This is a genomic window from Candidatus Benthicola sp. (assembly GCF_058719085.1).
This window is the reverse complement of the sequence record NZ_JBZQEK010000151.1, coordinates 25,747-46,576: the sequence shown is the minus strand read 5'-3', so window position 1 is coordinate 46,576 and position 20,830 is coordinate 25,747. Positions and strand designations below refer to the sequence as shown.

Genomic DNA, 20,830 nt, shown 5'->3' with positions numbered 1-20,830 from the left:
CGGAGGCAGCGATGCTCGCGGTAAGGACGGTTCTGTTCCCGACGGACTTCTCGGCCCTCGCGGACACGGCGCTGGACTACGCCCTCGCCCTGGCCGAGGAGCACGGGGCCGTCCTGCACATGCTCCACGCGGTGGTCCTGCATGCCGATGACCCGAACGACCCCGCGCACCACTTCCCGGATGCGGCGGAGATCGAGGCCCGGCTGGAGGAGGTCGCGGAGAACCGCATGGCCGAGCGATTGGAGAAGCGCGGAGTCACCGGAGTCGAGGTCGTGCGCGCGCAGCGCCGCGGAGTCTCGGTCGCACCCGTCATCCTGGAGTACGCGGAGTCGATCCACGCCGATGTGATCGTGATGAGCACCCACGGACGGCGCGGTCTCAGTCACGCCATCATCGGGAGCGTGACGGAGGAGGTGGTGCGCCTCTCGCCCCGGCCCGTCCTCACGATTCGGGGATCGGAGGAAGGACCCGCGCCGACCAAGATCGAGAACGTCCTCGTCCCGGTCGATTTCTCTCCTCACTCGGAGAGCGCCGTACAGCACGCGATCGAGGTGTGCCGGACGTACGGCAGTCGGCTTCACCTTCTGCACGTATTCGAACAGCCGGTGACTCCCGAGGTCTACCTGGGGGGCGGATCCGTCTTCGGTCTCGATTTCTCCAGGCAGGAGGCCAGTCTTCGCCAGGCGCTCACGGACCTAGCCCGGCGCATGGGAGCGGACGAGACGGTGGCGCTGCACGTGCTGGAGGGCCGCGCCGTGTCCGGTATCCTCACCACGGCCGATGAGATCGGCGCCGATCTGATCGTGATCGCCACCCACGGGTTGGGTGGGCTGACGCACGTCCTGCTCGGGAGCGTGACCGACAAAGTGGTTCGACGCGCCTCGTGTCCGGTTCTCACGGTCAAGGCCTTCGGTGAATCGCTGCTCGAATGACCGAGACCGGCGCAGGAGGCCCGTCGGGCAGCGGCACGCAGGGCACACGGTCTCTCGGGACCCTGGATGCGCTGTACGAGAGCACGCGGGCGCTCGGTCTGCAGGACTCCCTCCAGGAGCTCCTGTCCGAGGTCCTCGAGCGGGCGAGGGATCTGATCGGATTCGAGCACGCGGCCGTCATGCTCCTGGACGAGGACACCCGGCGCCTCACGGTCGAACACCTGATCGGATACGGTGAGCGAGCCGAAGACATACGGTCCGCTTCCCTGGCGCTGGGACAGGGCCTCAGCGGTTGCGCGGCGAGGAACCGGGAGGCGGTCCGCGTCGGGGACGTGTCCGAGGACCCGCGATACGTCTCGGGCCTCGACGAAGCCCGCTCGAACCTCGCCGTACCGCTGATCGTCGGGAATCGGGTGGCCGGCGTGATCAACGTCGAATCCGAGCGCCTGTACGCCTTCACCCCGGAGCACGAGAAGCTGCTGACCGTGCTGGGCACGCAGGCGGCGCTGGGAATCCTGGCGTTCAAGGCCCGCACCGAGCTGCGCCAGCGGATCGACCAGCTGAGCGCCCTGTACAGGATCTCGAACCTGGCCAGCGAGGTCGGGGCCATCGGAGCGACGCTCAACTCCATACTGGAGATCGCCGGCGAGGTCATACCCCAGGGACAGTCGGCCATCCTGCTCCTCGATGACTCCGGACGTCACCTTCGAGTCGCAGCCGGCCAGGGTTACCAGGCGGCCGTCCGCTTCCTCGAGATCCCCGTCGGTCAGGGCGTGACCGGGCGCTGTGCCGAGACCGGCCTGACCCAGATCGTCCACGACATCGCCGAGCTCGAGGACGAGATGGCCTACATTCCGGGTATTCCCGGCGCGCGAAGCGAGGTGGCCGTCCCGCTCGTGGCCGACGGTCGGATCATCGGCGTGTTCAACGCCGAGTCGGTGGAACCTAACGCCTTCGGAGACGAGCACGTCCAGACGCTCACCGTGATCGCGCGCCAGGTGGCGACCGTGATTCGGAGCGCTCAGCTCCTCGAACAGACCCGGCGCCTGGCGATCACCGACGCGCTGACCGGACTGTTCAACCGGCGCCATTTCAACCAGCAGCTGGAGGAGAACGTCGGCCGGGCCACCCGGTACGATGAGCCTCTCGCCCTGGTGTTCCTGGACGTGGACCACTTCAAGTCGGTCAACGACAAGTTCGGCCACCAGGCCGGGGACCGCTGCCTGCAGGTGCTCGCCCGCACGCTGCGGGACAGCGTCCGGGATAGCGATCAGATCGCACGTATCGGCGGCGAGGAGTTCGCCATTCTTCTCATTCGTGCGGACCGGGAACTCGCGCTGAGCATCGCGGAGCGTCTCCGGAACCGGATCGACGACCTCGTTCTGGAAGAAGATCCGCCGCTTCCGGTGGGCCTGACGGCATCGCTCGGAGTGGCCTTCCTCCGCGAGGACGGGGATGACCCCAAGTCCCTGATGCGCGCGGCGGACCGGGCTCTGTACACCGCCAAGAGGCTGGGGCGCAACCGGCTCGTACTGGCATCCGAGGCCGCCGCCCTCGAGAGTCGAAACGAAGGCTGAGTAGATGAAAAGGAGTCAAGGGTGAGCGATTCGCTGTCATCGAAGCACTGCGTTCCCTGCCGCGGGGGCGTTCCGCCTCTTTCGGGCGAGCCGCTGCGCGCGCTTCAGGAAGAGCTGGGGGGCGGCTGGGAGGTCGTGGACGAACACCATCTTCACAAGGTGTTCTCGTTCCCCGATTTCGTCACCGCTCTCGAGTTCACCAACCAGGTGGGTGAGCTGGCGGAAGCGGAGGGACATCACCCCGACATCCTGCTCTCGTGGGGCAGGGTCGAGATCGAGATCTTCACGCATAAGATCGATGGCCTCACGGAGAGCGATTTCATTCTCGCGGCCCGCATCGACCGGCTGTAGCCCCGCGCCGTGAGCCGCGATGACAGTCTCGAGATCCTGTTTCTCGACTCCTGGTTCACGGACCGCGCCCGGGGAAGCGGATCCGCCGTCGCGATCGCCGGTCTGGCCGGCGGACTTCGGAGAATCGGCCACCGGGTGACGGTCCTCCGCGCTCCCCGGCGCCTGCTGACCTCCGACCTCACTCGCCTGGTTGCCAACCTCGGATACCGTCGCAGAGCTCGCGGACTCGAGCCCGACCTGGTGGTCGGATTCGACCTCGACGGATTCTGCGTCCGGTGGACCGGCTGTCCGTACGTGGTGGCCCTCAAGGGGGTCGCGGCGGACGAGATGCGCTTCGAGCGAGGCTGGACACGGCTGCGCCTCCGCCTCCTCGCGCTTCTCGAGCGGCACAACGCGCGGCAGGCCGATCGCGTGATCACCACCAGCGAGTACAGCCGCCGTGCCGCCATCGAGGCGTACATCCTGCGGCCGGAGGACGTCGCCGTCGTTCCCGAGGGTATCGATGTCGAGGGCTGGCTGCGGCGGGGCGACCGGACGCCGGAGGAGGGTCCGCCGGTGATCGTCAGCGTCGCGCGTCAGTATCCGAGAAAGAACACCTCGACGCTGATCCGAGCGATGTCGCAGGTGCTGGACACGGTCCCCGACGCCCGTCTGAGGATCATCGGGGACGGACCGGAGCAGCCCCGACTGACCGAGCTGGTCGAACGGCTCGGTCTCGAGGAATCGGTGGACCTGTTGGGCTCCCTCTCCGGCGTGGACTCGGTCCGGGAGGAGCTCTCGCGAGCGACCGTGTTCTGTCTGCCCTCGCGACAGGAGGGCTTCGGCCTCGTGTTCCTCGAAGCGATGGCTGCCGGGCTCCCGATCGTGGCGGCCGACTGCGGAGCGGTACCCGAAGTGGCGCCCCATGGCGAGGTTGCGCTTCTCGTCGATCCCGATGACGTGGGAGGTCTGGCCGAGTCGCTCCTCCGCCTCCTCCAGGAGCCGGATCTCCGGCGAACCCTCGTCGCGGGCGGCACCGAGCGCTGGCGCCGGTTCGACTGGGCTCGCGTCGCGCGGCTCTTTCTGGCCGAGGCCGGCCTGGCCTGACTTGCTCCCGGAGCGGACTCGAGCCGATATTGTCCGCTTCGACACGTCCGCTTCCGGCGACGAGGACGACGGGCCGGCGGCGGCTTTCTGCGGACCGATCAGGAGGCTATCGAGCTGATGCGTGATCCCACGGGTTCGAACTCGCAGCCCGCCTCGCCCGCCGTTCCCGGCGACACTTCTTTCTTCGGACATCCCCGGGGCCTCGCCACTCTCTTCTTCACGGAGATGTGGGAGCGATTCAGCTATTACGGCGGTCGCGGCATCCTCATCCTGTTCATGACGGCGGCCGTCGCAGAGGGCGGACTCGGAATGAGCGCCGCCGAGGCGGCGCCGATCTACGGGCTCTACGTGGCCCTCGTGTACCTGGCCGCCCTTCCCGGGGGCTGGGTAGCCGACCGGCTCCTCGGACAGCGCGATTCGGTGTTCTACGGCGGTGTGCTGATCGCTCTTGGAAACGCCGGCCTCGCGACCCCGGGCATCACCACCTTCTACCTCGGTCTCCTCGGAATCGTACTCGGCACCGGACTCCTGAAGCCGAATGTGAGCGCCATCGTCGGCGACATCTATCCCGACGATGCCCCCGACGCCGGAGCCAGGCGGGACGCCGGGTTCTCGATCTTCTACATGGGCATCAACATCGGCGCTCTCATCGCTCCCTTCGTGACCGGCTTTCTGGCTGAAAGCCCGCGATTCCGCGCCATTCTGGATGGGTGGGGCATCGATCCGGCCTCGTCGTGGCACTGGGCGTTCGGAGCCGCCGCCGTCGGCATGGCGGCGGGGCTGGTTCAGTACAAGCTCGGCGGCCGCTTCCTCGGAGCGGCGGGACACCTGAGCGACGAAGCGCGCGGTGCGAGGGGCTCGGCGGTCCGGCAATTCGTTCTCGGCGTGGGCGCCCTGTTCGTGATCCTCGGCGCCCTGTGGGGTGTCAACGCCACCGGCATCCTCACCATCACGCTACAGGGTGCCGCCCAGGCGACCGGGGTGGTGATCTTCGCCGTGGCCGTCATCTTCTTCACCCAGGTGATCGCGTTCGGAGGCCTCGAACCCGTCGAGAAGAAGCGGGTGTTCGTGATCTTCCTCCTGTTCGTGGGCGCGGCCATCTTCTGGGCCGGATTCGAGCAGGCCGCCTCTTCGTTCAACCTGTTCGCGCGCGAGCGGGTGGACCGGATCGTGTTTGGAGAGGAGTTCCCGACCGCGTGGTTCCAGGGCGTGAATCCCACGTTCATCATTCTGCTCGCGCCCGTGTTCGCGTCCCTCTGGGTGTGGCTAGCGCACCGGAACCGGGAGCCTTCACTCCCCGTCAAGTTCGGCCTCGGCCTGGTCCTCATGGCTGCGGGCTTCTTCGTCGTAGCCTGGGCAGCCACCTACACGAATCCGGGCATGGCCGACGACCCGGGATCCGGTGTGTCGCTGGCGTGGCTCGCGGCCACCTACTTCCTTCACACATGCGGAGAGCTCTGCCTCAGCCCTGTCGGTCTGAGCAGCGTCACGAAGCTGTCGCCGCGCAAATACGTCGGCCAGATGATGGGGACATGGTTCATGGGAGCAGCGCTCGGCAACCTGATCGCCGGCCTGGTGGCAGGCTATTTCGAGATTCTGCCGCTTCCGAGTCTGTTCGCGTGGGTCGGCGTCACCGGCCTGGTGGCGGGACTCTTCTTCTTCGTGTTCTCCCGTCCGATTCGACGGATCATGGGCGGCGTACACTAGCGGCACGCGATTCGGCACCTCGGCCCGGTGAACCGCGCGGGCCGTTCCGAGGGCCGGTCTCCCCTGGAGGCCGGCCCTTGTCATTGTAGGGCGAGTAGCGACATTGGCGCGAGTCGATCGGCATTCGTCTCCCGAAACCGGAGCGGCGCGGCACGGTGATCATCTCCAGCGGTGTGGAGTCTCTCGACGAGCGCGTGGGAGGGCTTCGAGCCGGCGGACTGTATTTGTTGACCGGGACGCCGGGATCGGGCAAGCTGGCATTCCTCCTGCAATTCCTGTCGGCGGGTCTGGAAGCGGACGAGAGGATGGCTTTCCTGGGAGGACACACCCCGGAAGAGATGCTCTCGCGTGCCCGCCACTGGGGAATCACCGGACTCGAGGAGGCCTGGCGCCGCGGTAGATTCCTGCTTCTCGGGTTCCGGGGCGAATATCCGCGCAGGATTCTCCAGGCGACGGACCCCGAAGAGGCGTTCACGGAGCTCACGGGAGTGCTCGAAGGCCCGGTGAGCCGTCTCGCCGTGGACCCCGGGACGATGCTGTGGGAGACGAGAGCCGGCACCGCCATGGCGAGCTCGTTCGTCCAGTGGCAGGAGGCCAGCGGAGCGACCGTGATGGCCACGGCGGTGACCGATCTCGACCGGAACCCGCCTCCGTCGACCGAGTGGGTGGCTCGGCGGGCCTCCGGCGTATTCCGTCTCGGACGGTCCACCGGACCGCTGCGGGACCTCGCGGTCTACCGCATGCAGCCGCCCATCGACGACCCGGGTGCGATCACGCTCGAGCTCAGGAAAGGCGCCGGACTCGCACGGCCGTCGAATCGACCCGGTCGGCGGGCCAGTGACGTGGCGCCAGCCGACCGGCGGCGGCTGCTCCTCGTCCGCCTGACGGACGCTGTCGCGGAGGACGTGGAACGGTGGCTGCGATCGGAGTACGAGCTGCGTGTGGCCCGGAGTCCCGCGGAGGGGATCACCCTTCTCGAATCGGAAGGATGGGGAGGGGTGTGCATCGGGGTCGATCGGGCCGGCGTCGAGAAGGCCGTGGACCTGTGTCGCACGATGCGCGACCTGACTCCCGGCCCCCTCGTCGTCCTGTCCCGGGGCCAGCTTCGGTCCTCGGATCGCGCCCGGGCGATCGAGTCGGGAGCAGACGACGTCATCCGGCAGGATGTGGCGCTGCGTGAGCTCAAGTCCCGGTTCCGGCGTCCCGCCGCCTGCGTCACCTCCGTCCGGGAGACCGGATCCCGACCGGATCGCCCTTTCCCCCTGCCGGACCTTCTGGAGCGGGACGAGTTCGCGGCCGAGGCCCGGAGACGGCTCGCCTCTCCGAGCCTCGGCTACCTGAGCCTGATCCTCGTCCCCGGCCCGGTGGCTGCCGAGGTGCTCCAGGCGCTGCGCAACAGCGTGCGAGTGCAGGCCGGCGACTTCGTCGGACGAACCCGCGCGGGATACGGAATCGTCCTACAGGATGCGCGGGGCCGACACGCCCGGATCTATCTGGAGCGAGCGCTGAGGGCGCTGGATCCCTCCGCGGGGGCGCCCGAGGTCAGGATCCTCACCAGCCCGGAGGAATCGGACGCGATCCGGATGGAGCTGCCCGAATGAGCAAGGAGCGAGCATCCGCCCCGCCCGGTCGTCCGGAGCCATCGGGCTCGGGAGACCGGGCATGAACATCGTCGACCTGCTCACCCGAATCATCGTCGTTGCCGTCCTCCTGGCCCTCGTGTTCGCCGCGTTCGCTTTCGCGGCGCTGAGGTTCCGGCGAAGGCCCGGCCCGACCGGCGAGGAGACCCGGGACGAGGGCTCCTGGTACTTCGTTCGCTACCGACCGGAGCGACGCTCGGAAAAGCGTTGACCGGCCACGCCTGAACGCGGCTTCGCCGGCTTGCGGGAGGATCGACGGACGCGTGGGCTCCGAGCTCAGCCATGGCCAGCCGAGGCGCCCGTACTTGTCTCCCGTTCTGGCGTACGCGACCTTAGGCGCTCGCCCCGCCGGGCGGCCAGGGGCCCGGACCCAACGGAGCGGAGGCTACTCTTGGGTGAAAAGGACGTACGCATCGAGCTGGACAGTTCCGAGTTACGGCTGTTCACTCAGGCTCTTCTGCGGGATGTGCGAGCGCTCGAGCAGATGCTCGCGGAGGATCGCATCGAGTCGGGCGTGCGGCGCATCGGGGTCGAGCAGGAGCTGTTCCTCGTCGATGACATGTGGCGTCCGGCCCCCGTCGCGGTGGAAGCTCTGGAGAGAATTTCCGATCCGCGGGTGACGAGCGAGATCGGTCGCTTCAACCTCGAATTCAATCTCGACCCCCTCCTTTTCGGCGGAAACTGCCTTCGCCTGATGGAAAACCGCGTGAACGATCTGCTGGATCGGGTCCGGAAGACCGTCCGGGACCTCGGAGCGGAGGTCGTGCTGGCCGGAATCCTCCCGACGCTGCGCAAGTCGGACCTCACGATCGACAACATGGTTCCCGCGGACCGGTACTACGCTCTCAACGATGCACTCACGCGTCTTCGAGGCGGCGACTACGACCTCAGGATCAAGGGCACCGACGAGCTGCGGGTCACCCACGATTCCGTGATGCTGGAGGCCGCCAACGCCAGCTTCCAGGTTCACTTCCAGGTCGGTCCCGAAGAGTTCGCCCGGTTGTACAATTTCGCCATGGCGGTCACCGGCCCGGTGCTGGCCGCGGCGGTGAACTCTCCCCTGATGCTGGGCCGACGTCTGTGGTCCGAGACCCGGATCGCGGTGTTTCAACAGTCCGTGGACACTCGGAGCTCGATCTCCGAGATCCGCGACGTGCCGGCTCGCGTCAGCTTCGGGCGCGAATGGGTCGACGAGTCGGTCATCGAGATCTTCAAGTCCGACGTGTCCCGCTTCCGGGTTCTTCTGGCCCGGGAAATCGATGAGGACCCGTTCGAGGCCCTCGCCGCCGGTCGCGTGCCGAGCCTCAAGGCGCTGCAGCTGTTCAACAGTACCGTGTACCGCTGGAACCGGGCGTGCTACGGCGTGGCCGCCGACGTGGCTCACCTGCGGATCGAGAACCGGGTGCTGCCCTGCGGCCCGACGGTTCGGGACGAGGTGGCCAACGCGGCCTTCTGGTTCGGGATGCTGAGCGGACTGGCCGAGGAAGTCGATGACATCCGCGAGATCCTGGACTTCGACGACGTGTTCACGAACTTCCTGGCGGCTGCCCGGCACGGGCTCGAAGCGCACCTGACCTGGTTCGACGGAGAGCCGGTGACCGCCCAGGAGCTGATCATCGACACGCTTCTTCCCCTGGCCCGACGCGGGCTGCTGGCCCGCGGCATCGATGCGGCGGACGTGGAGCGCTACCTGGACACGGTCGAAGCACGAGTCGACTCGAGACGCACCGGGGCCCGCTGGCAGCTCAACTCCCTCACCCAGATGGGTGGCATGGGCACCCAGGAGGAGCGGATGGCCGCTCTCGTGGCGGCCACGGTGGAGCGGCAGAGACACGCCCGCCCGGTCCACGAGTGGGCGCGGGCGGAGCTCGAGGAAGCGGGCAGCTGGAAGCCCAGCTTCCTGCGGGTTGAGCAGTACATGGCCACAGATCTCCTCACCGTCAACGAGGAGGAGGCGATCGACCTGGTGGCCAACCTGATGGACTGGCACCGGATCCACCACGTGCCGGTGGAGGACAACGATCACCGCCTGGTCGGTCTCGTCTCCCACCGGTCTCTGCTGCGCTTTCTCGCCAGCGACGAGGCAAGGCAGGAGCGAGGACCGATTCCGGTCAGCCGGGTGATGGTCACGGACCTGGTCACCGTGTCGCCGGAGACGACCACGCTGGAGGCCATCGACCTCATGCGGGCGAACAAGATCTCGTGTGTCCCGGTCGTCAGGGACGACCACCTGGTCGGCATCGTCACCGAGCACGACTTCATGCGGATCGCGGGAACGCTGCTGGAGGAGATGCTGAGGGATTGAGTCGGGCCGGCTCTCCGCGCGTCCCTCAGGCGATCAGGCCAGGGTGACGCGAACGGCCTCCAGCAGTTGATGCAGGTCCTCTTCCGCATTGTACACGTGCGGCGCTACTCGAACCGCGCTTCCCCTCAGCGAGACGGAAACTCCCCGGGCCTGGAGCTCGGGGGCGAGACGCCCGGGATCCAACCCGTCGGGCAGTCTCAGCCCGAACAGGTGCGCGCCCCGCCACTCCGACCGTTCCACCGAGAGGCCGAGCGAGGCCGCCTCCGACAGGGGCGCCGCCGTGATGGAGCCGCAGTAGCGCTGGATGGCGGCCGGCGTCCACTCGAGGATCAACCGAAGGGCGGCGAGCTGCATCGGCACCAGGATGAAGTTGGAACGCTCCCCCACGTCGTAGCGCACCGCGCCCGTCCGATAGTCATCCCGATACTGACCGACCCTCCGAAAATCGTCGCTCTCGGGACGGGCGGTCCACGTTTCCTCGAGGGGCGTCCCTCCGTCGAAGCGCTCACCGTACCAGGCGAGCCCGAGGCTGTAGGGTCCGAGCAGCCACTTGTAGCCGGCGCAGATGAGCGCATCGGGCTGCACCGTCCTCACGTCGAAAGGAACGGCGCCCACGGACTGGGTCCCGTCCACGACCAGCGCCGCTCCGACCTCACGGCACCGCCGCCCGACATCCTCGAGAGCGAAGCGCGTGCCGTCCATCCAGTGATAGTGGGGGACGGCGACGACGGCCGTTTCCTCGTCTATGGCTTCCAGGAGGGCCGCGTTCCAGGCCTCTCCGCGCGAGCCCTGCGTGTCCGGGGGGTGTACGGTCGACAGCTGAAGATCGCGGTCCCCGGCCAGCCGCCGCCACGGATACACGTTGCTGGGAAACTGCTCGGCGAGCACGACGACTCGGGAACCGGCCGGAGTGTGGAGATTCCGGGCAACGGTGGAGATCCCGTAGGAAACGGAGGGAATGATCGCGACCCGCTCCGCCTCATCCGAGCCGATCAGCGATGCGTACGCAGCCCGAAGGCGGTCACTGTCCTCGAAGAAGTCGGTCGCCGTGATCGTCCACGGCCGCCGCTTCCTACGCACCGCCGAGATCCCTGCTTCCTCGACCTCGCGGTGAAGCGGCGACATGTAGGCGCAGTTCAGGTAGCGGACGCCCTGTGGAATGTCGAACCCATCCCTGTGCTGGCGCATCGCTTCGGCCGCTCCCCGATGGTGTCTACCCCTGCAGCACGACCTCTCGGCCCTCGTTCGCGGAGCGATAGCAGGCTTCCAGGATCTCGATCAGGCGAACCTGATCGTCGGCAGGCGCCGACGCTTCCTCGCCCCGAACGTGCCTCAGGAACGCTGCCCACTCCTGTCGATACGAGTCCGTGTACAGATCCGAGGGCGGACGGTCGATCGGCGGGGTCACGTCGAGCACGCCCGACTCCGTCTCCGTCAGCAGCTGGAGGGGAAACGAGTACGCCGACCCGCGCTCCCCGAGCACGACCACCGAGTGCCGGTCACGATCATCGATGAGCTCCCACGTGACCTCCACGCTCGCCGATGTCCCACCGGCCATGGCCAGGTGGACCACGGCCGAGGACTCGACGTCCCCCTTCCCGTGAAGGCGAGCGCATAGCCGCTCGACCTCGGGGTAATCCAGAATCCACAAGAGGACGTCGAGCGCCTGAGCGCCAAGATCCATCAGGGCTCCTCCGCCCGCCCTCGACCGGTCCTTGCGCCAACCGCGGCGCGGCCTTCGCGCCCTGCGGTTCAGCCAGTTCGATCGAATGTGATGGACGGCTCCGGCCTCTCCGTGCGCGACGAAATTCTTGATCGCCCTGAGGTCGAAGCGGTACCGCAGGTTGTTCGCGACCATCAGCTCGCGGCCGGCGGCCGCCGCCGCATCCAGCAGCCTGCGGGCGGTGGCCGAGTCCGTGACGAAGGGACGCTCGCACATGACGTGGGCACCGTGCTCGAGAGCCGACAGCACCCCCGCTTCGTGCTCGGCCGTCGGCGAGCACACGAGTACCGCGTCGTACGGAGCCACCTCCGCCAGCTCGTCGAGACTCGCCGCCACCGCGTCGACCCGGAACCGTTCCGCGATCGCCTTTGCCTTGGACACGTCGGTGTCGACGAGACCGGCGACCTTCACCTCGGAAAGGCGCTTCAGAATCGGAAGATGAACCACCTGGGCGGCCCCACCCGCTCCGACGACGGCCACGCCTACGGTCCGAGCCACGATCTCCCCCCTCTTCTCAGGCGTCTCAGAACCGGTACGCGATGCCCACGTACACCGCGATGCTGCTGGCCGAGGACACGAGGGTCCCGCGCACGTCCGCGTAGAACCGTGTGTGCCTCCTCAGGTCCAGCTGCGCGCCCACCACCCCCGACAGGCCGGCGGTCACGACGGCATCGGCCAGAAACGTACCTTCGATCGCCTGTCCGGAATCATCGATGATATAGAGGTCTCCACCGACGCCGAGGTACGGCGCCAGGAAGCTGCCCTCCGGCAGCCACTGCAGGTCGAGGCCCACCACCCAGAAGTTCCGCTGAACGGATCCCAGATCCACGTTGCAGCCGGGCGGTGTGCACAACTCTTCCAGATTTGACTCGAACTGTTGGATCGCCTCCTCCTGGATATCCGCATTCCAGTAGGCGAACCGTGGCACCACCCGAACGTTGGGACCGAGCGGGCCGAGATCCGCACGAAGACCGAAGCCGAAGGCCCCCTCGACGTCCTTGGCGTTGGCCCACACCGCCTCCACCCCGATGGCCCGCAGGCGGAGATTCTCGTAGTCGTACTGCTCGAGATTCTGGGCGCGCAGTCCAGCGGGACTCGCGACCGCGGCTGCAGCGAGTGCCACGAACGCGAACGCCCGGCCCGGCCGCCCGGAGCGCCCTGCGAGTCGTGCGTCGTGTTCCCCTCGCCTCATCCAGCTCCTCCTTCATACACGTGGACCAGCTCCGCGCCGGGATAGTACGTGGTCAGGATCTGCTCGAACGTCTGCCCTGCCCGGGCGCGTCCGATCGCACCCCATTGGCACATGCCCGCTCCGTGACCATAGCCGCGGCCGCTCAGCTCCACCAGACCGTCCGCCCCACGGATGACGTCGAAGTCCGTGGAGTTGAGAATCCGGCCGTCATGCGGCAGTGCGAGGCGGATCTCTAGGCGGCTCAGGACCCACTCCGCCCCCGGACCCTCGAACGCGAGCTCGCCGACCCGTCCGCTCGGCGTGCGCCGGACGACCTCCAGCCGTTCCACCGGACCGAGTTCGCCCGGTGACGCGAGAAACGCGGCCGCGATCCCGGGACGGGCCACCGAATCGAGCTCGCGCGGGGTCCACGCGACGTTCCATCGAAAGCGCGGTGAGGCCTCGCAGTAGGAGGAACCATCCGGGGCCTCGTCCGATACGGACTTCAGGTACGGAGCACCCTCTCGATCGAGCACTTCCTCGACGGCTGCCGTGCGTCCGCCGCAGGTCGAGTGATAGTACGCGCGGATCGGACGTCCCTCGAACATCAGGATCACCCCTGCGGTGCTCCGAACGGCCGCCGTCGCCTCCTGCCGCTCCACATCCATGCCGCCGTACGCCTGGTCTTCCACGGTGCCGAACAGGTCGAACCCCATGTCGGCCTGCGCCCCCAGTCGGGCGACCGCGTACGTGCGCGCCGCCACGGCCTGCGCCTCCACGGCCGCCTGTTCTTCCGGAGTCCGTGGGCCGATCTCGAGCGGAACGACGCCGAGCAGGTAATCCTCCAGGTCGAGCTCGTTGATCGCGCTCACGCGCCCCTCGACACCCGCGCGCAGCACGGCCCACCCCCGATACCGCACTCCATCGATGACGAGCGGAGCCGCGTCGCCGCCGGGGAGGACCCGGACGGCCGGCAGGCCCGCCGGAAGCTCTGCATCGCTCGCTTCGAGGTGCAGCGTCCCGCCCGCGGGGCGAGCTCTCAGGATCACGCCGGCCCCGATCCGGGCCACTTCGCGGTTCGTGACCGGGTCCTTCAGCCGGAGCCCTGCGGCGGAGGAGACCCGGACGGTCTCGCGATCCAGAGCCACCGCCACCCGCACGACCGGACCGCCCTCCACGGGCGCGGGCGAGGCGTAACGGACGTTCGAGCCGAGAAGCGCCGGGATGGTGGCGCCGATGACGAGCAGGCAGAGCCGCCGCGCGAGGCGACCCCTCACCGGCCCCACGCGCCCTCCAGACCGATGGGAAGGACCGGCAGGGCGCGCCGCCCGGTCGACATCGGTTCCGGAGGACGGGTCCCGGGAGGCGCTTCGCGCAGCACGCGGAGGACGGAAGCCGTGAGGTCGTAGTCGTCCGCGTCCACGATGCGCGCCTCGACGAGCGCTCCGACCTGCAGACCGGATCCGTTCTCCAGCACGGTCACGCCATCCACGTCGTCCGCCTGCCCCCATGTTCTCGCGACGCCATCGGCCCCGCTCTCGTCCACGATCACCTCCACGGACTCTCCCACCTTTCTGGCCAGACGATCCGCACTGATGCCGCGCTGCACCTCGAGCAGCTCCTCGAGTCGGTCCGATGCCACGCCATCCGGGAGAAAGTCCTCCTCCAGCGCCATGGCGCGGGTACCGTCCTGGGGAGAAAAGGCGAAGGCCCCCAGACGGTCGAACTCGACCTCCTCCATGAAATCGAGCAGCTCGCGGTACTCCGCCTCGGTCTCCCCGGGGAAACCGACCAGAACCGTCGTTCGCAGGGTCAGGTCCGGAACCGAGCGTCGGAGCCAGGCGATCTTCTCTCGCAGCCGCCCGCTACGCTCGGGCCTGCGCATGCGATGGAGCACCGTGTCGCTGGCGTGCTGAATCGGCATGTCCAGGTAGGGCAGGAGGCGCTTCTCCGTCGCCATCAGCTCGACGAGCGGCTCCCTGAGACCGGCGGAGTAGATGTACAGGAGCCGGAACCACGGGATGCCGGTCTCCTCGAGCAGCCGTCGCAGGAGAGACGAGAGATCCGTTCCGTCGCGCAGATCGCGTCCGTAGTGGGCCAGGTCCTGGGCCACCAGGTTGATCTCGACCGCGCCCTGGGCCTCGAGTCGCTGTGCCTCGGCGACGAGCCGGTCGGCCTCGAAAGAGCGATGGCGACCTCGCCACAGCGGGATGGCGCAGAACGCGCACCCGTGGTCGCACCCCTCGCTGATCTTCAGATATCGGACGTGGCGTCGGTCGGTCAGCGGTAGCCGCTCGCCCGGGTGCGGCGCGGCCCCGGAATCGAGAAGGCCGCGCTGCTCGAGCTCGGGCACGAGCCGGTCGAGGTCTCTCAGCCCGACGAACAGGTCCACCTCCGGAAGCGCGGGCTCGAGCTCGTCTCCGTACTGCTCGATCAGACACCCGACCGCCACCACGGCCCGGCACGCCCCAGCTTGCTTGAGCTGCCCCGCCTGGAGGAGGGTCTGAATCGACTCCTCCTTGGCGGCATCGATGAAGCCGCACGTATTGACGAGAATGACTTCGGCTTCGGAAAGGTCGGCCGTGTGAACGGCTCCGTGGTCGGACAGAGCCGAGAGCATGCGCTCGGAGTCCACCGTGTTCTTGTCGCAGCCGAGGCTGATGAGAGCCAGTTTCATGCGATCCGGCTCAGCCTTCGAACACGTCCGCGTCCGCCGGCGGTGCGAACTGGAATACCGAGTCCGAAATGGGCGCGTTCGGCTGGAGCTCGTTCAGAATCACGGTGCGGATCGTCTCGTTTTCTTCCAGGATCTCGAATCGTCGAACCAGGAAGGACCGTTGGTCCACCCAGACCCGGACCCGGAGATACGGGGACGGCCCGGTCGGCGTCAGGGCGATACGCCAGGTGGGATGGCCGTAGATCTCCTCCGAACCCTGAAGGGTCGCATCGTAGGTGTCCGCCTCCTCGAAGATGCGGCCCTGGAGGTCCACCATCCCGGCCCCCGTCACGTTGGCATCGATCTCGGACCGGATGACCTGCCCGGGGTGCGTGCTCGGGTAGTACAGCCACAGGTGCTGTCCGTCGGCCACGATCACATCGCCCGCGGGCTCGGTGAAGTCCATCTTGAATCGCCCCGGCCCCTTCTGGTACCAGGTTCCGCGACCGTCACGCCTGCGGGCCAGGAGAGGGATCTCGATGGTCTGCTCGAACGCCGCCTGCATGGACGAGAGCGCGTCGTACACCTGCTCCGCCCGGGCGAGCAGCTCGCGGACCTCCGGTGCGGACCCCTTCGCTGCCTCCTGGGCGCTCACCGGGCGCGCCGTCGGCGCGCACAGCCACAGGCCGGTCAGCGAGAGCAGACCCGCGGCTCGGTAAGCGCGCGAAGCGACATTCGGGGTCTTCCTTCCTGCACGCAGCACCCTGCCCCCCCATTCGACGTGGAATCCCGGTGTACCGCCCACTCTACCCGTCCTCCGCCCGTCCCGTTCCGGGGTTCCGAGGTTCCCCGTTCTCCCCGCCCGCACGCTCGGGCTCGTCGGCCAACGACGCGGCCCCCGCGGACTTCTCGGCCTCGGCCACCAGATCATCGCCTCGCAGCAGGGCATCGAGCTGAGCCAGCGACACGAGAACCTCGCGAGGACGGGAGCCATCCGGTGGACCGAGCACGCCGACATCGTGCAGCTGGTCGATGATGCGGGCCGCCCGCCCGTAGCCGATCTTGAGACGGCGCTGGAGGAGACTGGTCGATCCCGCATCGTTGTGGATGACGATCTCCGCCGCCTTCTGGAAATAGGGGTCCCAGTCCGCCATCACTTCGTCCGTGACGTCGACCTGGCTCTCCTCGATCTCGAGCTCCCGCACCTCCTCGAGGATGTCCTGCTCTTCGGATTCCCTCTCGGCACGCGCCGCCGCCCGGTCCCGGTACCAGGCGATCAGGCGCTCCGTCTCCTGCGTGTCCAGGAAAGCGCCCTGGATGCGATGCGGATCCGACTCGGCAGGCTCGAGGAAGAGCATGTCTCCGTTCCCCAGCAGGCTCTCGGCGCCGTTCTGGTCGATGATGGTCCGGCTGTCCGTCTTCGAGGCTACGCGGAAGGCGATCCGGCACGGAAAGTTGGCCTTGATGAGACCCGTGATGACGTTCACCGAGGGACGCTGGGTCGCCACCACCAGGTGGATTCCGACGGCACGCGCCTTCTGGGCGAGGATGGCCAGCGGCGTCTCGACTTCCCCCTGGACGGTCATCATGAGATCCGCGAGCTCGTCGATCACCAGCACGATGTACGGCAGAACCCCTTCCTCGTACGGGCCGCGGCCATCCGGCCGCTCCAGCTCGTCGCCGGCCCGGATGCGGCGATTGATCTCGACCAGGTTCCGGCAGGCATTCGCGGACAGCAGGCGGTACCGGCGTCCCATCTCATGGACGGTCCAGCGCAGGACCGCGGCCGCATCGTGGTTGTCCGTGACGACGGGGTGACGGAGATGAGGCAGGTCGTTGTAGACGATCAGCTCGACCATCTTCGGATCGATCATCAGGAGCCGCAGGTCGCTCGGCGAGTAACGGTACACGAGGCTCGTGATGATCGTGTTGATGCACACGGACTTACCCGACCCGGTGGCCCCGGCGATCAGCAGGTGAGGCATCTTTGCGAGGTCGGCCGTGTAGGGATTCCCGTCCAGATCGCGGCCGAGGCCGAGCGGAAGGGCGCCCCGGTGATTCTGCCACACCGGGGACTCGAGAATCTCCCGGAGCTTGACGATCTCGGGCTCCGGATTCGGAATCTCGACCCCGACTGCCCCCTTCCCGGGAATCGGCGCGACGATTCGGACCGACGGGGCCTTCAGCGCCAGGGCCAGATCGTCCGCGAGGGCCGCGATCTGACCCACCTTCACACCCTCGGCCGGAATCACCTCGAACTGCGTCACCACCGGCCCGGTCGTCCACCCTCCGATGGATCCCTCTACCCGGAACGTAGCGAGCTTGTCCACCAGAATCTGTCCGAGTCGCTCGAGCTGTCCCCCGGCGATTCCCGATCCCGTTCGGGCGGGGCGCTTGAGGAGGTCGAGGGGCGGCAGTTCCTCCTCGGAGGTGTCTCCATAGTCCGGGAGCGGCTCCACCGCATCGGCCGCCTCTTCCTCCTCTTCCGGCTCCTCCGCGACGGCCGTCGTCGGCTCGACCGGGGGCTCGACCGGGGACTCCACCGGCTCGACCGGAGCGGAGCGCTCCCACAGCGACGGGTCCGGGCCCGCGCCCGCCTCCCGCTCCCGCCACCGCACCCACATCGCTGCGGCGCCGGCGCCCGCCATGCGGAGGGCCTTCCAGGTCTGCGTACCGACCCAGCGCGCTCCGCGGCCGACCGCCGCGCCCACCCCGATCGGTGACACGCCCATGGTCAGCACCACGAGCGCCGCCACGAACGCGACGACGATGAGCTGCGCTCCGACCGACCCGAACGCCCGCGTGAGCAACCCGGCCATCGCCTCACCGAGCCAACCGGCCCCGGTTCCCGGCGTCCCGAGGGCACGGGCGATGAACCACCAGGCGGCCGGAAGGAAGAGCACCGCGCCGGCCGAGAGCACGGACCAGCGGATGGCCGTCTTCCTCTCCACCGTGCCGAAACCCCACAGCGCCCACACGAAAGCGGGCAGCGCCACCAGAGCGGACGCCACGCCGAAGACCGAGCGCAGGCCCGTGCTCAGAAACTGACCGGCGGGTCCGATGAGGTTTCCGGACTCGGCACGCCCCGGGAGCATCTGGGGCACCAGAGCCAGGATGACCAGCACACCGAGCGCCAGCAGACCGACGCCGAGCGCTTCCCGCCGCTGACGCTCGTTCACGGTCGCCAGCCTTCCATCGCGCGCGCAGCGAGCGTCACCCGGCCTCCCGCATGCGCTCCAGGAAATGGGTGTCGAAGTCGCCCTTCACGAAGTCCGGATGGCGGAGAACCCGCCGGAGGAAGGGAATCGTCGTCTGCACCCCTTCGATGATGAACTCTTCGAGGGCCTGGTAGGCCCGACCCAGCGCCTCCTCCCGGGTGCTCCCGTACGCGATCAACTTGCCGAGCAGGGAGTCGTAGAAGGGAGGAACGGAGTAGCCCGCGTAGACGTGCGTGTCGATGCGTATGCCGGGTCCGCCGGGCGCGTGAAAGGCCGTGATGCGGCCCGGGGAAGGACGGAAATCGTGATCCGGGTCTTCGGCGTTGATCCGGCACTCGATCGAGTGTCCCGAGATCTCGGGCGCTTCGCCGATGCGCTCACCGGCCGCCGAGCGGATCTGTTCCTTCACCAGGTCCACGCCGGTCACCATCTCGGTGACCGGATGCTCGACCTGGATCCGCGTATTCATCTCCATGAAGTAGAAATCGCCGGTCGTATCGAGCAGGAACTCCACCGTCCCGGCGTTCGAGTACCCGATGGCCCGACCGGCTCGAACGGCGGCCTCCCCCATCGCATCCCTCGTCGCGGCGGTGATCGCGGGACTGGGGGCCTCCTCGATCAGCTTCTGGTGTCGCCGCTGGATCGAACAGTCGCGCTCGCCGAGGTGAATCAGGTTTCCGTGCCCATCGCCGAGCACCTGGATCTCCACGTGACGAGGTCGCTGGACGAACCGTTCGATGTAGACGCGATTGTCGTTGAAGGCGGCCGCTGCCTCGTTGCGGGCCATGGTGAAGGTCTTCTCGAGCACGTCCGCCGACGCGGCGACCCGCATCCCCTTCCCACCTCCACCGGCCGCTGCCTTGATGATCACCGGGTATCCGATTCGATCCGCCTCCGCCCGGGCCGTCTCCACGTCCGCCACCGCCCCCTCGGTGCCCGGCACGACCGGGACCCCGGCTGCGATCATCGTCCGTCTCGCTTCGGCCTTGTCCCCCATCCGCCGGATCTGATCGGCCGTCGGCCCGATAAACACGATTCCGCTTCGGTCACAGATCTCCGCGAACTCCGCGTTCTCGGCGAGGAATCCGTATCCCGGATGGATGGCTTCCGCCCCCGTGATCTCCGCGGCAGCCACGATCCGGGGGATGTTGAGATAGCTCTCCCGTCCGGGGGGCGGGCCGATGCAGATGTCCTCGTCCGAGAAGCGGACGTGCAGGGAGTCTCGATCGGCTTCGGAGTACACGGCCACGGTCCCGATGCCGAGCTCGCGACAGGCCCGGATCACTCGCAGCGCGATCTCGCCCCGGTTGGCGATCAGGATCTTGTTGAACACGCTTCCGGCGGGCTCAAGCGGGGTCGATGCGGAACAGCACCTGGCCGAACTCGACCGGTTCCGCGTTATCGACGCAAATCTCTCGAATCGTGCCGGACACCTCGGCCTCCAGCTCGTTCATGAGCTTCATGGCCTCGAGAATGCACAGCGTCTGCCCCTTCGCCACCCGGTCCCCGATCTCGACGTACGGGGGGGCGTCCGGAGCCGGAGCACGGTAGAACGTGCCGACCATGGGAGAGGTCACCTCTGCGAGGTCCGACTCGACCTCTCCTCCGGCCTCGACCTGCGCCTCCCCTGTGGATGCCGGCTCCGGAGCCGGCGCCGAAGTCTGCGCCGACGCGGCGGCGACCGGAGGCAGTCCCGCCGGGCCGGCACCGACCGCGGACGAAACCGTAACCGGCGGCGATTTGGCGATTCTGACACGCGTACCGAACCGGGAGATCTCCAGAGAGTCGATCCCCGATCCGTCCACCATGTCGATCAGACGTCGTATCCAGTCGAGATCGATCATCGGGTCACCCGTTCGAGGTACTTGTCCGTGGTTCGATCCACCTTGATCACGTCGCCCACGTTGATGAAGAGCGGCACCTGTACGGTGGCGCCGGGCGCCAGGCGGGCCGGCTTCGTGCCTCCCTGCGCGGTGTCACCCTTCACCCCGGGCTCCGTCTCCACCACCTCCAGCTCCACGAACTGCGGAAGCTCGACCGCGAGCACGGCTCCGTCGCGAGTCAGGCCCTCGCATTCCATGTTCTCCTCCAGGTAGGCGAGCTGATCCTCCCCGACGACGTCGGGCGAAAGCGGGGTCATCTCGTACGTCTCGAGGTCCATGAAGTAGTGGAGCGTGCCGTCGGTGTACGAATACTGAATCGGGCGGCGGACGAGGCGCACTTCCTGCACCTTCTCGCCGGCCCGAAAGGTCTTGTCGACGACACCGCCGGTCAGCACCGACTTGAGCTTGGTGCGCACGAACGCCCCGCCCTTTCCGGGCTTGACGTGCTGAAAATAGGTGATCTGGTAGAGCGTACCGTCGAGCTCGATCACCATCCCGTTTCTGAAACTCGATGTGTCCGCCATGTCCGTTCCGTCGATATTCGTTAACCGGCAGCCGCACGACCGCGCCTCGGGCCGACC

Annotated in this window: 18 protein-coding genes; 8 read left to right on the top strand and 10 right to left on the bottom strand. The window is 67.8% G+C overall.

The annotated features are described in order from the left end of the window. Window positions 1-11 precede the first annotated feature (11 nt). The 8 genes from AC36XV_RS11395 to AC36XV_RS11360 all read left to right on the top strand — a co-directional run bounded on the left by AC36XV_RS11395 (window position 12) and on the right by AC36XV_RS11360 (window position 9,598). Window positions 12-932, top strand: coding sequence for a universal stress protein (locus AC36XV_RS11395; RefSeq protein WP_492203810.1), 921 nt, complete (start codon window positions 12-14; stop codon window positions 930-932). Continuing rightward, complete coding sequence (locus AC36XV_RS11390) at window positions 929-2,509, top strand: diguanylate cyclase (RefSeq protein ID WP_492203809.1); 1,581 nt, start codon at window positions 929-931, stop codon at window positions 2,507-2,509. The genes AC36XV_RS11395 and AC36XV_RS11390 overlap by 4 nt, the downstream gene beginning before the upstream one ends. Before the next feature lie 21 nt (window positions 2,510-2,530). Continuing rightward, window positions 2,531-2,860 carry a 4a-hydroxytetrahydrobiopterin dehydratase gene (locus AC36XV_RS11385; RefSeq protein ID WP_492203808.1) on the top strand — a complete coding sequence of 110 codons (330 nt, stop codon included), beginning with the start codon at window positions 2,531-2,533 and terminating at the stop codon, window positions 2,858-2,860. 9 nt (window positions 2,861-2,869) lie between these two features. Next, window positions 2,870-3,946, top strand: coding sequence for a glycosyltransferase family 4 protein (locus AC36XV_RS11380; protein ID WP_492203807.1), 1,077 nt, complete (start codon window positions 2,870-2,872; stop codon window positions 3,944-3,946). Between the two features lie 117 nt (window positions 3,947-4,063). After that, window positions 4,064-5,653 (top strand): peptide MFS transporter, encoded by a 1,590-nt coding sequence (locus AC36XV_RS11375; RefSeq protein ID WP_492203806.1) that lies wholly within the window; start codon window positions 4,064-4,066, stop codon window positions 5,651-5,653. A 155-nt stretch (window positions 5,654-5,808) separates the two neighbouring features. Then, window positions 5,809-7,254, top strand: a complete 1,446-nt coding sequence (locus AC36XV_RS11370; protein ID WP_492203805.1) for an ATPase domain-containing protein — start codon at window positions 5,809-5,811, stop codon at window positions 7,252-7,254. A gap of 61 nt (window positions 7,255-7,315) precedes the next feature. Further along, window positions 7,316-7,504 (top strand): hypothetical protein, encoded by a 189-nt coding sequence (locus AC36XV_RS11365; RefSeq protein ID WP_492203804.1) that lies wholly within the window; start codon window positions 7,316-7,318, stop codon window positions 7,502-7,504. Window positions 7,505-7,684: 180 nt separating this feature from the next. Further along, entirely contained in the window at window positions 7,685-9,598 is a 1,914-nt protein-coding gene (locus tag AC36XV_RS11360) for a CBS domain-containing protein (RefSeq protein ID WP_492203803.1), read from the top strand. A 33-nt stretch (window positions 9,599-9,631) separates the two neighbouring features. Here AC36XV_RS11360 and AC36XV_RS11355 read toward each other — a convergent pair whose 3' ends face one another. Genes AC36XV_RS11355 through efp form a run of 10 tightly spaced genes read right to left on the bottom strand, consistent with a single transcriptional unit; the run spans window position 9,632 to window position 20,773 of the window. Next, complete coding sequence (locus AC36XV_RS11355) at window positions 9,632-10,786, bottom strand: aminotransferase class V-fold PLP-dependent enzyme (RefSeq protein ID WP_492203802.1); 1,155 nt, start codon at window positions 10,784-10,786, stop codon at window positions 9,632-9,634. 25 nt (window positions 10,787-10,811) lie between these two features. Then, window positions 10,812-11,819, bottom strand: a complete 1,008-nt coding sequence (locus AC36XV_RS11350) for a Gfo/Idh/MocA family protein (protein WP_492203801.1) — start codon at window positions 11,817-11,819, stop codon at window positions 10,812-10,814. Between the two features lie 25 nt (window positions 11,820-11,844). Continuing rightward, complete coding sequence (locus tag AC36XV_RS11345; RefSeq protein WP_492203800.1) at window positions 11,845-12,513, bottom strand: hypothetical protein; 669 nt, start codon at window positions 12,511-12,513, stop codon at window positions 11,845-11,847. Then, on the bottom strand, window positions 12,510-13,778 hold the full coding sequence (locus AC36XV_RS11340; RefSeq protein WP_492203799.1) for a SpoIID/LytB domain-containing protein: 1,269 nt from the start codon (window positions 13,776-13,778) through the stop codon (window positions 12,510-12,512). Before AC36XV_RS11340 ends, AC36XV_RS11345 begins: the two co-directional genes overlap by 4 nt. Further along, on the bottom strand, window positions 13,766-15,169 hold the full coding sequence (rimO, locus tag AC36XV_RS11335; protein WP_492203798.1) for a 30S ribosomal protein S12 methylthiotransferase RimO: 1,404 nt from the start codon (window positions 15,167-15,169) through the stop codon (window positions 13,766-13,768). The genes AC36XV_RS11340 and rimO overlap by 13 nt, the downstream gene beginning before the upstream one ends. A 10-nt stretch (window positions 15,170-15,179) precedes the next feature. Then, entirely contained in the window at window positions 15,180-15,953 is a 774-nt protein-coding gene (locus AC36XV_RS11330; RefSeq protein WP_492203797.1) for a LolA family protein, read from the bottom strand. Window position 15,954: 1 nt separating this feature from the next. Next, on the bottom strand, window positions 15,955-18,327 hold the full coding sequence (locus tag AC36XV_RS11325) for an FtsK/SpoIIIE family DNA translocase (RefSeq protein WP_492203796.1): 2,373 nt from the start codon (window positions 18,325-18,327) through the stop codon (window positions 15,955-15,957). A 34-nt stretch (window positions 18,328-18,361) separates the two neighbouring features. Further along, on the bottom strand, window positions 18,362-19,699 hold the full coding sequence (accC, locus tag AC36XV_RS11320; protein WP_492203795.1) for an acetyl-CoA carboxylase biotin carboxylase subunit: 1,338 nt from the start codon (window positions 19,697-19,699) through the stop codon (window positions 18,362-18,364). Between the two features lie 13 nt (window positions 19,700-19,712). Beyond that, window positions 19,713-20,210 (bottom strand): acetyl-CoA carboxylase biotin carboxyl carrier protein, encoded by a 498-nt coding sequence (gene accB, locus AC36XV_RS11315; protein ID WP_492203794.1) that lies wholly within the window; start codon window positions 20,208-20,210, stop codon window positions 19,713-19,715. Further along, a complete protein-coding gene (efp, locus tag AC36XV_RS11310; RefSeq protein ID WP_492203793.1) occupies window positions 20,207-20,773 on the bottom strand; it encodes an elongation factor P in 567 nt (188 codons plus the stop codon). Before efp ends, accB begins: the two co-directional genes overlap by 4 nt. Between the last annotated feature and the right edge of the window lie 57 nt (window positions 20,774-20,830).

Coding starts and splice junctions, on each gene's coding strand:
- rimO (WP_492203798.1), bottom strand. CDS start 15,169: ATGAAACTGGCTCTCATCAGCCTCGGCTGCGACAAGAACACGGTGGAC.
- efp (WP_492203793.1), bottom strand. CDS start 20,773: ATGGCGGACACATCGAGTTTCAGAAACGGGATGGTGATCGAGCTCGAC.
- AC36XV_RS11390 (WP_492203809.1), top strand. CDS start 929: ATGACCGAGACCGGCGCAGGAGGCCCGTCGGGCAGCGGCACGCAGGGC.
- AC36XV_RS11395 (WP_492203810.1), top strand. CDS start 12: ATGCTCGCGGTAAGGACGGTTCTGTTCCCGACGGACTTCTCGGCCCTC.
- AC36XV_RS11375 (WP_492203806.1), top strand. CDS start 4,064: ATGCGTGATCCCACGGGTTCGAACTCGCAGCCCGCCTCGCCCGCCGTT.
- AC36XV_RS11345 (WP_492203800.1), bottom strand. CDS start 12,513: ATGAGGCGAGGGGAACACGACGCACGACTCGCAGGGCGCTCCGGGCGG.
- AC36XV_RS11365 (WP_492203804.1), top strand. CDS start 7,316: ATGAACATCGTCGACCTGCTCACCCGAATCATCGTCGTTGCCGTCCTC.
- accB (WP_492203794.1), bottom strand. CDS start 20,210: ATGATCGATCTCGACTGGATACGACGTCTGATCGACATGGTGGACGGA.
- AC36XV_RS11355 (WP_492203802.1), bottom strand. CDS start 10,786: ATGCGCCAGCACAGGGATGGGTTCGACATTCCACAGGGCGTCCGCTAC.